Source organism: Terrisporobacter glycolicus ATCC 14880 = DSM 1288 (assembly GCF_036812735.1).
Taxonomy (GTDB): domain Bacteria; phylum Bacillota; class Clostridia; order Peptostreptococcales; family Peptostreptococcaceae; genus Terrisporobacter; species Terrisporobacter glycolicus.
This window is the reverse complement of sequence record NZ_CP117523.1, coordinates 3102510-3116370: the sequence shown is the minus strand read 5'-3', so window position 1 is coordinate 3116370 and position 13861 is coordinate 3102510. Positions and strand designations below refer to the sequence as shown.

Annotated in this window: 14 protein-coding genes; 5 read left to right on the top strand and 9 right to left on the bottom strand. The window is 28.2% G+C overall.

The window, feature by feature from the left end:
• Position 1: 1 nt before the first annotated feature.
• Positions 2-226, bottom strand: a complete 225-nt coding sequence (ilvN, locus tag TEGL_RS15335) for an acetolactate synthase small subunit (RefSeq protein ID WP_026255039.1) — start codon at positions 224-226, stop codon at positions 2-4.
• 698 nt (positions 227-924) lie between these two features.
• On the opposite strand from ilvN, the gene TEGL_RS15330 reads away from it, so the two are divergent.
• A complete protein-coding gene (locus tag TEGL_RS15330; protein WP_018589956.1) occupies positions 925-1731 on the top strand; it encodes a hypothetical protein in 807 nt (268 codons plus the stop codon).
• A gap of 37 nt (positions 1732-1768) precedes the next feature.
• On the opposite strand, the gene rbsB is transcribed toward TEGL_RS15330, so the two are convergent.
• The 5 genes from rbsB to rbsK are packed head-to-tail and all read right to left on the bottom strand — an operon-like array spanning position 1769 to position 6447.
• On the bottom strand, positions 1769-2671 hold the full coding sequence (gene rbsB, locus TEGL_RS15325) for a ribose ABC transporter substrate-binding protein RbsB (RefSeq protein WP_018589955.1): 903 nt from the start codon (positions 2669-2671) through the stop codon (positions 1769-1771).
• 12 nt (positions 2672-2683) lie between these two features.
• The gene (rbsC, locus tag TEGL_RS15320; protein WP_018589954.1) at positions 2684-3652 is read right to left on the bottom strand and encodes a ribose ABC transporter permease; all 969 of its coding nucleotides are present in this window, start codon (positions 3650-3652) and stop codon (positions 2684-2686) included.
• Entirely contained in the window at positions 3624-5147 is a 1524-nt protein-coding gene (gene rbsA, locus TEGL_RS15315) for a ribose ABC transporter ATP-binding protein RbsA (RefSeq protein ID WP_018589953.1), read from the bottom strand. The genes rbsC and rbsA overlap by 29 nt, the downstream gene beginning before the upstream one ends.
• Entirely contained in the window at positions 5147-5536 is a 390-nt protein-coding gene (gene rbsD / locus TEGL_RS15310; protein ID WP_018589952.1) for a D-ribose pyranase, read from the bottom strand. Before rbsD ends, rbsA begins: the two co-directional genes overlap by 1 nt.
• 2 nt (positions 5537-5538) lie before the next feature.
• Positions 5539-6447 carry a ribokinase gene (gene rbsK / locus TEGL_RS15305; protein ID WP_018589951.1) on the bottom strand — a complete coding sequence of 303 codons (909 nt, stop codon included), beginning with the start codon at positions 6445-6447 and terminating at the stop codon, positions 5539-5541.
• A gap of 236 nt (positions 6448-6683) precedes the next feature.
• On the opposite strand from rbsK, the gene TEGL_RS15300 reads away from it, so the two are divergent.
• Entirely contained in the window at positions 6684-7364 is a 681-nt protein-coding gene (locus TEGL_RS15300) for an LPXTG cell wall anchor domain-containing protein (protein WP_018589950.1), read from the top strand.
• Positions 7365-7415: 51 nt separating this feature from the next.
• On the opposite strand, the gene TEGL_RS15295 is transcribed toward TEGL_RS15300, so the two are convergent.
• A complete protein-coding gene (locus TEGL_RS15295; protein WP_018589949.1) occupies positions 7416-8960 on the bottom strand; it encodes a leucine-rich repeat domain-containing protein in 1545 nt (514 codons plus the stop codon).
• A 139-nt stretch (positions 8961-9099) separates the two neighbouring features.
• On the opposite strand from TEGL_RS15295, the gene TEGL_RS15290 reads away from it, so the two are divergent.
• Positions 9100-9681 (top strand): hypothetical protein, encoded by a 582-nt coding sequence (locus tag TEGL_RS15290; protein ID WP_018589948.1) that lies wholly within the window; start codon positions 9100-9102, stop codon positions 9679-9681.
• A 364-nt stretch (positions 9682-10045) separates the two neighbouring features.
• A complete protein-coding gene (locus TEGL_RS15285) occupies positions 10046-11317 on the top strand; it encodes a dicarboxylate/amino acid:cation symporter (protein WP_018589947.1) in 1272 nt (423 codons plus the stop codon).
• A gap of 100 nt (positions 11318-11417) precedes the next feature.
• Here TEGL_RS15285 and TEGL_RS15280 read toward each other — a convergent pair whose 3' ends face one another.
• Both TEGL_RS15280 and TEGL_RS15275 read right to left on the bottom strand, forming a co-directional pair.
• Positions 11418-11678, bottom strand: coding sequence for a hypothetical protein (locus tag TEGL_RS15280; protein WP_018589946.1), 261 nt, complete (start codon positions 11676-11678; stop codon positions 11418-11420).
• 21 nt (positions 11679-11699) lie between these two features.
• A complete protein-coding gene (locus TEGL_RS15275; RefSeq protein ID WP_416389616.1) occupies positions 11700-12962 on the bottom strand; it encodes a Y-family DNA polymerase in 1263 nt (420 codons plus the stop codon).
• A gap of 372 nt (positions 12963-13334) precedes the next feature.
• Between TEGL_RS15275 and TEGL_RS15270 the strand changes: the two genes are divergently transcribed.
• A complete protein-coding gene (locus TEGL_RS15270; protein ID WP_018589944.1) occupies positions 13335-13844 on the top strand; it encodes a TVP38/TMEM64 family protein in 510 nt (169 codons plus the stop codon).
• Positions 13845-13861: the final 17 nt, after the last annotated feature.

Here is a 13861-nt window from a genome sequence, read left to right as displayed (position 1 = left end):
TTTATTTGTTTGAAAATAATATTATTATTTCTATAAATCTATTTAATTGTTTTTTTATTTGCTCAAATGTAGCATCATCGCATAGTACACTTATGGTCATACGAGACATAGTGATATCTTCTGTTGGTCCTACAGTTAAAGAATTTAGATTATACAATTTAGTTGAAAATAGGTCTGCAATTTTGGCAAAAACTCTAGGGAATTTTCCACATAAAGAGCAACTCATTTTTTTTATAATAATATTTATCCTTTCTAGCTTTCATTAATTATCATATCTTTAAGAAATTTTCCGCTTTGAACCTATGTATAACTACACTTCCTATATAAAGAGGATGAGAAGCATGATAAATATCATCACCTAAATTTTTTAATAAATTGCTAGGCAAATTCCACGAGTTATACCTACAATATCAACTTCCTGAAACATATCGTTTACTATGACACAAGTTGGAACTTGACCAGTAAAACAAACTAATGGAACATTATCATAATGGGCATTTTACAATACCAGTAACTAAACAAACACCAACTTTTCCAGTATAGCGAGCATATCCTTTAGCAGCATGAATCAATTCAATATCATCTTGGTTGTAAATAGCATAAAAAATATTGATATCATATCCACTAGAATATCCGAAAATTTTATGAATATGTTCTTATTTTAAAACTTTAATTTATTAATTCGGTATCCTTTATGTTCATTAATATTCCTCATCATTACATCATGTATAATATTTAAAAAAATATGAAAATTTAGTTAGTAAAATTCTATCAATTTATATTTATTAATGCTAATGATAAAATTTAAAAATTATAAAAAGAATAAATTCAATGATATATAAAAAAAAATATATGTGGCCTATAAAATATATTTTTAGTGTACAATTGTTTATAAACAGTTGCCGAAGTGTGTAGGGGGTATAGATGAAAAAGATAGTAGTGTTAATTGTTTTTGCAGTAGTGATATTTTTTAATTATGATAAAATAGATGAAATTTTTTTTCAAATGAATTTATCACAAAATCAGTTGAATTATGACGAAGCATATTTTTTTGATTTAAATGGTGATGGGGAACGTGAAAAAATAAAGTTAGAGTCATATAAAGATGAAAAAGATGGTTTTATTGTGAACTTATATATAAATAATAAATTAAAAGAAAAATTTAAAGATAAAAATAATATAAGTGTACATATTTATGATTTCAACAAGATTGACAATAAGAAAGAAATATATGTGATTTTAGGTAATAAAATCGAAAACAGCAAAATAAGTATATTTACATATCGTGATGAAAATAAAAGTTATAATTCTACAATGAATGGAAGAGTTATAAATAATGATGATAAAAATGGAACAATGAAAATTACTTATGGAACTACAGATGATTCAATTAATTTTAATCATTATAGTAAAGTTATTGGTGGTGAATCAATTTGTATAAATTATATTTATAAAAGAAAACTTGATTGCGATTTTACTGATATAGATAAAAAAGAAGCTGAAGTTGTAGGTATTAGTAAAGAAAATAAATATGTGGTAAAAGATGAAACCATAGTATATGAAACAAATGTTGGTAATGTAAAGGCATATAATCTTTCAAGAGGTGATAAAATTAATTTAGTATCACTTTATAATTATAATAATAATCAATGTATAAAAGTGGTAAATGAAGCAGGAAGATATGGATGGATAAAATTAGAAGATAAGCAAATTTTTGAACTTGAAAAATAATAAAAGGTCAACATATATTTTATATGTTGACCTTTTATTATTTTTTCTTTATTAATTTTAATTTTACAGGAGCAAAGCTTTCAACCTTCTTACCAGATAAAAATCTGTGTGATAAGTTTACAGCAGTCTCTCCAATTAATTTGGGTTGTTGAGCTATGGTTGCAGCCATATCACCTTTCTGAACAGATATTACAGCATCATCTGTAGCATCAAATCCAACAACTAAAACATCCTTCATATTGGCATCTTGTAAAGCTTTTAAAGCACCAAGAGCCATTTCATCATTTTGAGCAAATACAGCATCAATATTACCCTTTGATTGAATTATGTTTTCCATTACAGAAAGGCTTTTAGTTCTATCGAAATCAGCACTTTGTTTAGTTATTATTTGTAAATTACTGTTTTTTACTTCATTGTCAAATCCGTCCCCTCTATCACGAGTTGCAGAAGAGCCGGCAATACCTTCAAGTTCAACTATGTTTCCATTATTGTCTAATTTTTCAATTAAATACTTGGCAGCCATTTTTCCACCTTCCACATTGTCAGAGGCAACGTGAGAGACAACTTTTCCACCATTAGAAACTCTATCTACTGTAATTACAGGTAGATCTAAGTTATTTGCTACCATAACTGAGGCTATAGCAGAATCTGAATCAACAGGATTTAATAAAACTACATCTACGTTTTTAACAGATATATCTTCCATGTTAGAAACTTCTTTGGCAGGATCATTTTGAGAGTCTAGTACAACTACATCGTATCCTAATTTTTTTGCTTCACTTTCTATACCAGATTTTAAATCTACGAAGAAAGGATTGTTTAAAGTAGATACTATAAGGCCTATTTTCTTAGTATTATCAAGACTTTTTTGACTACATCCAACTAGTAATGAAGTACATAAAATTAATGATATTATTATGGTAGTTATTTTTTTTAACATCTTTACTACCTCCTAGTTACCTTTTCTGTCTAAAAGTACAGCTACTAATATAACAGCACCTTTAACCATCATTTGATAATATGATGATACGTCTAATATGTTTAAGGCATTACTTAAAACACCGATTATTAATGCGCCAATTATTGTTCCAGTTATTTTACCTTTACCACCAGTAAGAGAAGTTCCTCCAAGAACTACAGCTGCTATGGCATCAAGTTCATATCCATTACCTGCAGTAGGTTGAGCAGAAAATAATCTAGAAGTTATTATTATACCTGCAATAGAAGCAAGTATACCACTTATAGTGTAGACTGCTATTTTTATTTTGTCTGTATTTAAACCAGAAAGTCTTGTTGCTTCTTCGTTTGAACCTAAAGCATAAGTGTATCTACCCATTTTAGTATTTTTAAGTACATAAGCACATATTGCAAATGTTGCTATCATAATGAAAGCAGGGGTAGGTATACCAAGGATTTTACCTCCACCAATTTGACCAAAGCTTAAAGCTAAATTACCACTTCCAAGAGTGATTGGCTTACCATCTGTATAAACTAAAGTTAAACCTCTAAGAACAGTCATTGTAGCAAGAGTGGCTATGAATGGTTGTAATTTACCTTTAGTTATTATAAAACCATTTAAAAATCCTACTGAAGCACCTATTACTAAAGTAGCTAAAACTGCCATAAATATATTATTGCCTGAAACTAATAGAGAGGCACAAACGGCACCACTTATGGCAAGGATAGAACCTACTGATAAGTCAATTCCACCAGTTAATATAACAAAAGTCATACCTGCTGCGATTATTCCATTTACTGAAGTTTGTCTTAATATATTAAATATATTTTTTGTACTTAAGAATGATGGACTAAGTATTGAAACTACTATGATTAGAGAAAGTAGTCCTACTAAGCTTTTATATTTTATTAATGTTTCTTTTAAATCAAATTTATTATGCTGTTGCTTCACTTGAGATGACATCCCTGTGATCCTCCTTAATTTCTACTGCACATTTCAATATTTTTTCTTGCGTAGCATCTTTTATATCAAATTCTCCTGTTATTTCACCATTACTTAAAACTAGAATTCTATCAGATAGACCTAGAATTTCTGGCATTTCAGAAGAAATTATAATTATTGCTTTTCCCTGTGATTTAAATTCATTTATTAAATCGTAAATTTCTTTTTTTGCACCAACATCAACTCCACGGGTTGGTTCATCTAAGATTAACACATCAGGATGTGTCATAAGAGCCTTTGCTATAGCAACTTTTTGTTGGTTACCACCAGATAAGTTCTTAATTAATTGGTCCATGTTAGGAGTTTTAATTCTTATTCTATCTATGTAACTATTAACTCTTTCTTTTTCTTTACTTTTATCAACTACAAAAGATTTTGAAATTCTTTCAAGAGAAGATAAAGTCATATTTTCTTTTATTGATAAACCTAAAATAAGTCCATCACCTTTTCTATCTTCACTTACATAAGCAATTCTATTTTTTACACCATCCTGAGATGATTTAAGATTTAGCACTTTTCCTTTTTTTATAAGACGACCTTTTTCTAAAGGAAGGTGGCCGTATATAGTTTTAGCAAGTTCACTTCTACCAGCACCCATAAGTCCTGATATGCCAAGTATTTCTCCAGCTTTAACTTCAAAATAAATATTTTTTACAAATTTATTAGATACATTTTCTAATTTTAAAATTGTTTCGCCTTTTTCAACTTGTAAATGAGGGAATTGATCAGTTAGCTTTCTACCAACCATCATTTCTATCATTTTATCTTCATCAAGGTTACATATTTCTTCTTGACCAACAAATTTACCGTCTCTAAGAACGGTTATGTAATCACAAAGTTCAAAGATTTCTTTTAATCTATGAGATATATAAACGATAGCTTTATTATCAGATTTTAATTCATTTATAACTTTGAATAAAGAATCAGTTTCGTTATCTGTTAAAGCATCCGTTGGCTCATCCATTATTATTATTTTTGCATCTAGAGAAAGGGCTTTAGCAATTTCTATCATTTGCTTTTCACCTATACTTAAGTTTTCAACAAGCTCTCTAGAGTCTTTATTTATATTTAATCTTTTTAATAAAACTTGGCTATCAGCATGTAGTTTATTAAAATCGATTCTAAATCCTTTTTTAGGCTCTCTTCCTAAAAAGATATTTTCACCTATGCTTAAGTCATTAACTAAGTTTAATTCTTGGTGTATTATGGCGATACCTTTATCAGTGGCATCTTTTGGCCCTTTTATATCTTCTTTTTTACCTTTATAGAAGATTTCACCGCCGTCTTTTTTATATACACCACTTAGTATTTTCATAAGTGTTGATTTCCCAGCCCCATTTTCACCCATAAGAGCCATAACCCTACCTTCGTAAAGTTCAATATTAACTCCATCAAGGGCTTTAACACCAGGGAATTCTTTAACTATATTTGTCATTTTTAAAATTGGTGTTTTCATTAAAATACTACTCCTGATTTTAAAATTATGTTAGCGTAAGGACTACATTCACCAGTTCTTACTACTGCCTTGCTGTCTTCTGTTAAAACTTTAAATTCTTCATGGCTTACTTCTTGTAAGTTAGAAACTCTTTTCTTTATTGCTTCATAAACTTCTGGATTTTTTTCTTTTATCTCAGAAGCTATTATTGCTTCTTCAACACATAATTCCCCAAGTATTACATCTAAAGTTTGAATAAAAGTAGGAATATCATGAGTTAAAGCTAAATCTATTCTTTTAGTTTCAGATGGAATTGGTAAACCACAATCTCCAATTGTTAAAGAATCAGTATGCCCCATTTGGCTTATCACATAAGATAATTCACTATTTATCATTTTTGTTTTTTTCATAATTACCTCCCAAAGTTTTCAACATCTTTTAATGTTGGTAGGGAGCTTTGAGCTCCTTTTTTTATAACAGATAAAGCACCTACTTTAGAAGCAAAATCCATGGCTTCTTCCATAGTTTTGTTGTTTGATAGGGCAACTGCCAAAGCTCCTGTGAAAGAATCTCCAGCAGCAGTAGTATCAACTGCTTTAACTTTGTAAGCAGGTTTGAAAAATGATTTTTCTTCATTTATATATAAGCTACCTTTAGATCCAAGGGTAATTATTAATTCTTTTACACCTTTTTCTACTATTTTGTTAGCTGCTTTGTTTATATCATCTTCATTTTCTATTTTTATTTCAGCGATAATTTCCAATTCAGTTTCATTAGGAGTTAATAAATCCACATTTTTTATTATTTCATCATCTAGTTTCACTGCAGGAGCAGGATTAAGTATTGTGTATTTATTTAAATCTTTTGCAACTTGTAGAGCATACTTCACAGTTTCTAAAGGAGTTTCTAACTGGATAACTACTATATCACTGTTTTTTATGCAATCTATATTTTTATCGATATCATCTTTAGTTAATTGAAAATTTGCTCCTGGGGCTACAACTATAGCGTTTTGAGCATTTTTATCTACAGTTATAAATGCCACACCAGTAGAACAATTAGCTATATGAACATGATTTGTATTAACATTATCATTATTTAGGGCTTCTATTAATGTTTTACCAAAACTGTCATTACCAACTTTGCCTATCATAGAAACATTTCCTTCTAATCTAGCCATTGCAACGGCTTGGTTTGCGCCTTTACCTCCTGGTATTTCTTTAAAATTGCCTCCTAAAAGAGTTTGTCCAGGCTTTGGCATTGTGTCAACATTAACAACTAAATCCATATTTAAGCTGCCTATAACGCATATATTTTTCATGTTTTACCTCCAAAGTTATATTGTATACATCTTATGTATAAAAAATATTTTACTTCATATAGAGTAACATATTGAAAAAAATAGTGCAACATAATTCGATTGTATTTGACATATATAAATCTTATTTAACAATAAGTTAAATAAGATTTATATATGATAGAAAAAAGATTAACTAGTCATTTATTACCATAGGAGATATAATATTATATGAAATATTTAATTAAAGGCGGGTAAAAATGAAAAAATTATTAGCAGTATTATTAGTATGTTTTAGTATCTTATTGGTAGGATGTGTAAATACAGACCTAACATTGGATATAGATAAAAAAGGGAATATGACTATGGCTATGAAATTATTAATTAATAATTATATGGCTGAAAATATGACAGAAGAGGATTTACAAAAAGTAAAAGAAGAGTATAAGGCAGATTCTATTGAAAAAATAAATGAAGCTAATCAGTCAGGGTATTTGCTGAAAAAAGATTTAGGTAATATAAAAGACTTAATGGCAAGTGGAAATAAAGATATAAAAGATAATAAATTTATAAATATATCGGAAGAGAAAAGTTTAATTTATAATACTTATGATGTTACTTTAAACATTAAAGAAGCTCTTCTTGGAGAAATGACAGAAGAAGATTTGTCAATGCTTAGCTTTATAGGAAATTCGGCTAGTATGAATTTACATATGACAACACCATTCAAACTATCAGAATCTAATGCAACAAGTACAATTGAAGAGAAGGATGGAAGAACGACTTATAGCTGGGACTATACTTTGAACACGCTGGATAGCATTCATGTTAAGTTTAATGTTCCAAACTTTTCTAATATTATAATGATAATTGGAGGAATAACAGTTATAGTTATTGGTGGATTTGTTTTTGTAAGAAAAAGAAAAAATAAAGAAATTTAATAAAAAAGCCAGTACAAGTGCTGGCTTTTTTATTAAAAAATTTATGTTTACTTATTCGATTATTTTAACTTTTACATAAACAGTCCCAGAAAAGATATCATGTATACCAGCAAAATCAAAGCTAAGGTCACACGGGATACAATCTAAATTCCAAGTTATAGAGTTCTGTTCATTATTATATATTCCTCCTTGGTAAGGAGTTATATTTTTAATAATACTTCCATCAATATCTCTTACAAAATCTAAAGATAAATTAAAAATATTGTTTTGTGGAGCTGTACTTTTTTCAATTGTAATTTTTTGATTATTAGCATAAACATAAGATATATTCTTATAAAAAGAAGATAAAGGTGATAAATCTTTTAAATTATTATTACTAAGGTCCAAATAAGTTAGATTAGTTAAAGCGCATAGAGGATTTATATCAGAAATCTTATTATTTAGAAGACTTAAAATCTTTAAGTTTTCAGCATATTGCAATCCTTCTAAAGAGTTAATATGGTTAGCAAATTCATCTAAAACGGTTAAATTTTTTATATCATTAAAAGTAAGAATGCATTTATCGTTTTTACCTAGAACAATATTTATAAGTGATTTTAATCTATCATCTGGAATATTTACTTCGTTTTTTAGGTCCTTAGAAGATACATAATTAACAGATGAAGGAATATGCTGTAAATCAGTAATATAAGTATTATCTAAGATTAATGTATATAAATTATTTGCATGTTCTAAACCTTTTAAAGATTTGATATTTTTATTGCTTAAATCTAAATATCGAAGTTTTAGCATATCTTTTAAAGTTATAATATTATTTTTTTTATCTAAAGTATCCATTATTTCTTTTTGTAAATTTTTGTCTTCTATAATAACAGTTTGATCCACGTCAATTAAATCTACTGTAACAATACCAGAAAAATAGCCATCATCACTTTCAAATGTAAAACTAGGACTTTCAAAAGAAACTAATGATGTATCCCAAATTATCTCTTTACTATCGATATTATATTCACCTAAGTGAGTAGGAGATATGTTTTTTGGCGTTTGCCCATTAATGTCTTTTAAAAAACTAATATCTAATGTATAGAAATCAGATGATTCTATAACATCCTTGATTTCTATATCTTGATTTATGGCACGTAATTCTTTAAGATTTTCTAAAGTAGATAATGAAGATAAGTCAGAAACTCTATTTTCATTAATTTTAATAAATCTAAGATTTTTTCCACTAGAAATAGGTGAAATATCCTTAATCTCATTACCGTTAAGTAGTAAAGACGTCAAATTAGTCATATTAGACAAATCTGGCACAACTGTAATCAAATTGTTATTTAAAAATAAGGTATTTAAATTTTGTAAGTTAATAAGTTGTTCCATACTAGTTAATAAATTATTTTCAATAAGCAACTCTGTCATATTGATTGCATACTGAAGACCTTCTATACTACAGATATATTTGCCTAGGGAGGATATATCTGAATATATATAACCTTTTACACTTTCCAAGTCTGATTTAGTTATTTCCGTGTTTTCTTCCCTAGAAAAGTATTGGTTTATGACAGTCTTTAAATTTATGTCCGGCACTAGGTTAGTCATTTTACGCACCTCCTTTTTTATTTATATGATTGAAGATATTGATTTGTTAATATGTATTAATGTAGTTAGTAATAATTTATATGAAATTATAATATACTTAAATGATATTTATTAAAAATGAATAAATGGAGGTGATTAAATGTATGAAAGTAGTGTATTACAACAACTAATAAAGTTAGTTAACAATGCTAAAAAATTAAAAATTGAGTACGGAGTTACAGGTCAGGAAGTAAAGCGAGACAATAATGATATAATTACCTTCTCTTCTAATACAACTATGGAAGTAAATTATAGTGAGAAAAAAGGCTCAATAGTAACTGTTAGAGGTGATTTTTCTGGAACATATACAACAAAAGAAGTTTTTGAAGATGGTAGTGAAAAAATAATAAAAAAAGATAGCAATACTAATTCAGAAACATCGTATATAGTAGGATACAGTGAAGAAGATTACGATAAGCTTTTTAATCCAGGAGGAAAATTACATCCTCTGCAAGTTGAAGAGTTAATTCCTGTAGATAGTCAAATGAATAATAAAAATTGTCAAGTATGTTCTCCTTCTGAGGTAATAACAGACTCCATACAAGGACATATAAAATCAACCTATGCCATTTATCAAAAAGATGAAAATTATTACGATATTACTATGATTATGAGCCAATTGGATAAAGAATTAGAGGTACCACTTATGCAGTACTGTAATACGAAAATATATAGAATATAATATGATTAAATTTATATTTAACAGAATACACCTAATGATATATATCTTAGGTGTATTTTATTTAAAAAATATAAAAGATCTTATAATTATATAACTGTGTATATTAAAAAAGAACATTAGTGTATTGAAATGCATTTAAAGTTCGCCAAACCTTGAAAATTAATGAATTTTTTAACAAATACATTAATAATCACCTGTGAAATTAAATAAGGGTAAAAAAAATAAAGGCTTAACTTGAAATACTTTAAAAAATAAATAAAAATAATACAAAAACAGATATAAACTTAAAAAAATAAACAAAAATATAGGAAATGATGTATAATAAAATAGTAACGACGAAAAAAGAAATAAGGGAGATTTAACAATGAAGAAAAAAGTAACATTAACAAGCAAAATTTTATTAGGATTATTTTTAGGTTTTATATTTGGATTAATATTGAAATCATTACCAGGAAGTTATATTAAGGATACAGTAATTATAGGTGGATTATTTAAGGTACTAGGCACTGGATTTACATCTGCAATTAAAATGATGGTTGTTCCATTAGTATTTGTTTCATTAGTATGTGGAGCATCATCTATGGGAGATGTTAAACAATTAGGAAGAATAGGAACTAAAACTATGGCATTTTACTTATCAACTACTGCTGTAGCAATAATTATAGCTTTATTTTTAGGGAGTGTATTAAAACCAGGTACAGGCCTGGATATGAGTTCTGTAGTTACTGGAGAGGTAGCGATAGGAGAGTCAAAATCACTTGTAGATATTATACTTGGTATAATACCATCAAATCCAATTGCATCCTTTGTAAATGGTGATATGCTACAAATAATATTTTTCGCATTGCTTACGGGAGTAGCAATGAGCATGGTAGGGGAAAAAGCAGAGCCAGTAAGAAAAGTGTTTGAAAGTGCCAATGATATATGTATGAAAATGGTTGGAATAATAATGATGGCAGCTCCAATAGGTGTATTTGCCCTAGTTGCAGAAACTTTCTCAACTGTAGGTAAAGATGCTATATTAGTTTTAATTAAATACTTAGCAGTTGTACTACTAGGCTTAGCTATTCATGTTACTGTTGTTTATGGTGGATTATTTAAGATATTTACAAGACAAAAAATCAAACCATTTTTAAAGAAGTTTACTAAAGTTGCAGCTATTACTTTCTCAACGTCATCAAGTAATGCTTCAGTTCCAGCTAGTATGGAAATATTAGAAAACTTAGGCGTAGGAAAGACAACAAGATCATTCACAATACCTATGGGAGCAACTATAAATATGGACGGGACTGCCATAATGCAAGGTGTGGCGGCTTTGTTTATAGCTCAAATATATGGTATAAATTTAGAAATGAATCAAATGATGACAATAGTTTTAACAGCTACATTAGCGTCAATAGGTACTGCTGGAGTTCCAGGTGTTGGAATGATAATGCTATCTATGGTTCTTACTTCTGTTAACTTACCGTTAGAAGGAATTGGATTAATCATGGGAGTAGAAAGAATAGTAGATATGTTTAGAACGACAGTTAATGTTATGGGGGATAATGTGTGTACACTAATTGTTGCAAATAGCGAAAAAGACTTTGATGTAGATAAATACTGTAGTGAAGGAAAAGAAGGAATAGCAGCGTAAGTTCAGGTTGAATAATTTTCTTTATTGTTATAAATTAATATAGCTAAATAATAAAAATAACATCTACAAAATTAAATTTTGTAGATGTTATTTTTATTATTTAAATTTTGTATAAATACCATTTGCAAGTTCTTCTTTCAAATTTTAGTTCAAAAGGTTTTATAATATTGTTTATACAAGATTGGCATTTATAAACTATAAATGAATCACCAGCAAATTTGCAATCTACAAAATCTATAACCTTATCTATTTTTATAACTTTAGTAGAATCTTTATCTTCAAATTTAAATTTAATAGGTTGTATTTTACCATTCTTATCAAATACAGTGATTATATCTATTTCTTTAGATACAAGCTTCATTTAATCATCACCTTCCAATTATTATATTAAGTTATTCATCATGGGATAGTCATCTTCGTTTATTCCACCACATAGTGGTGGGATGGGGGCATCTATAAACTGAGCTGTTGATATTGAATATTTGCCGTATTTATTTCTAATGTTATCAATAGCTTTGTCTAAGTTTTTCTTTTTTTCATTGTTTCCTTCTTCAAGTAAAGATAGTTGAACCTCATTATTATTAAACAGCCCTGTCACATGTACGCCTATTTGGCGGATAGGCTCTTCTTCCCATAGTTCATCAAAGAGTTTTATAGCCTCTTTTTTTATGTCTTGAGTGCTATCAGTAGAGTAACTTAGTTTTTTCTGTTTTCTTCTAGAAAAGAAAGAATCAGTTTTATAATGGATAGATACTACGTTGAAACAACTATTATTTTTTCTAAGTCTCATACCAATTGTTTCACAAAGAGAAGAAATAACCATAGAAGCTTCATTTTTAGTGGTAATATCAAAATGAGTAGTTGTACTATTGCCCATACCTTTCATACCTATATAATTACTTTTTCTAACTTCTGAATTTTCAATGCCATTGGCATATCTCCAAATTTGCTCGCCATATGAGTTGAGTTTATATTTTAAAACATTGACATCAAAATTTGCTAAGTCACCTATAGTTTTTATACCATAGCTATTAAGTTTTTTTAGAGTTTTTCTTCCTACTCCAAATAGTTCCCCCACATCTAAAGGCCACATTTTTTCCTCTATTTCATCAGGAAAAAGAGTATGTACTTTATTTGGCTTATTAAAGTCGGATGCTATTTTTGATAATAATTTGTTACTTGATATGCCTATGTTAACTGAAAAACCTAGTTCTTTTTCAATTCTATCTTTTATTTCATAAGCTAAATCTAGGGGATTTTTATATAAATTTTCCATGCCTGTAAAATCCAAAAAACATTCATCACAGCTAAATCTTTGTATATTAGGCGTATATTCATTAAGAAGTTCTACCATGAAATCAGAACATCTTTTAAATAAATCATAACGGGGAGGAACTACAATTAGATTTTTACACTTAATTCTAGCAGAAAATAAAGTTTCACCTGTTTGAATTTCATAATTCTTAGCAGGACCACTTTTGGCTAATACAATGCCATGACGTGTTTCTTCGTTACCACCTATTACACTAGGAATATTACGGATGTCTAATTTATATCCTTTATCTAGTAAATAAGCAGCTGTCCAAGATAAATAGGCACTGTTTACATCGATATGGAAAATAAGTCTCTTACTCAAAAAAACCACCTTTCCTTTTATAGAACTAATGTTTAATATGATTTAATTATATTCGAACTATTGTTCTGTGTAAATATGAAATTTATAACAAAAATAGAATTAAAGATTTTGAGAAAAGAAGTCTATAGAAGTAAGAATGTATTGAGTCTATTTGGTTAATATAAGTACAGTTGAAAATATAAAAAATTTTAAGTAAGGAGGGAAATTATTATAAAAAAGTTAGATAAGAAGCAGAAGATACTATTAGTTGGAGGAATAATATTTTTATTAATTATTGCTGCTCTAGGATTTACATTAGGAAAAAAAATAGTTTCCCTTGCAAAAAAACCAAAGGAATTTAGATCATGGATAAGTAGTACTGGAATATGGGGAAAATTTATTATGATAGGAATTTCGGCTTTTCAAATTATTGTGGCAATCATACCAGGAGAACCTTTTGAGATTGCAGCAGGATATGCATTTGGATGGCTTTGGGGTGCAGTTCTATGTTTGATTGGAACCTTACTAGGACAAACAGTAGTATTTTTGTTTGCAAAAAAATTTGGAATGGATTTTGTGGAAATTTTCGTATCAACAGAAAAAATTAAAGAAATGAATTTTTTAAAAAACAATAAAAAATTATATATGACTACTTTTTTTATATTTTTAATTCCAGGAACACCTAAAGATGTTATTTCATATGTGGCAGGAATTACACCTATTAAACTTGTACCATTTTTATTGGTTTCAGGAGTGGCGAGGATACCATCTGTTGTTTCTTCAACTATTGGAGGGTGTTGTCTTGGGTTAAAGAATTACACTATGGCAGCCGCTGTATTTATAGTAACCTTTATTACAAGTGGAATACTATTTTTTATTTACAAAAAGTATGAAAAAAAGAAAAGTATATAATAAATGTAAATAAAAAA

Bases quoted from the DNA above. Each gene is read 5' to 3' on its own strand.
- rbsA (WP_018589953.1), bottom strand. From the start codon at position 5,147: ATGAAAACACCAATTTTAAAAATGACAAATATAGTTAAAGAATTCCCT.
- rbsD (WP_018589952.1), bottom strand. From the start codon at position 5,536: ATGAAAAAAACAAAAATGATAAATAGTGAATTATCTTATGTGATAAGC.
- TEGL_RS15330 (WP_018589956.1), top strand. From the start codon at position 925: ATGAAAAAGATAGTAGTGTTAATTGTTTTTGCAGTAGTGATATTTTTT.
- TEGL_RS15280 (WP_018589946.1), bottom strand. From the start codon at position 11,678: ATGAAGCTTGTATCTAAAGAAATAGATATAATCACTGTATTTGATAAG.
- ilvN (WP_026255039.1), bottom strand. From the start codon at position 226: ATGAGTTGCTCTTTATGTGGAAAATTCCCTAGAGTTTTTGCCAAAATT.
- TEGL_RS15270 (WP_018589944.1), top strand. From the start codon at position 13,335: ATGATAGGAATTTCGGCTTTTCAAATTATTGTGGCAATCATACCAGGA.
- TEGL_RS15295 (WP_018589949.1), bottom strand. From the start codon at position 8,960: ATGACTAACCTAGTGCCGGACATAAATTTAAAGACTGTCATAAACCAA.
- rbsK (WP_018589951.1), bottom strand. From the start codon at position 6,447: ATGAAAAATATATGCGTTATAGGCAGCTTAAATATGGATTTAGTTGTT.
- rbsC (WP_018589954.1), bottom strand. From the start codon at position 3,652: ATGTCATCTCAAGTGAAGCAACAGCATAATAAATTTGATTTAAAAGAA.
- TEGL_RS15285 (WP_018589947.1), top strand. From the start codon at position 10,046: ATGAAGAAAAAAGTAACATTAACAAGCAAAATTTTATTAGGATTATTT.
- TEGL_RS15290 (WP_018589948.1), top strand. From the start codon at position 9,100: ATGTATGAAAGTAGTGTATTACAACAACTAATAAAGTTAGTTAACAAT.
- rbsB (WP_018589955.1), bottom strand. From the start codon at position 2,671: ATGTTAAAAAAAATAACTACCATAATAATATCATTAATTTTATGTACT.
- TEGL_RS15300 (WP_018589950.1), top strand. From the start codon at position 6,684: ATGAAAAAATTATTAGCAGTATTATTAGTATGTTTTAGTATCTTATTG.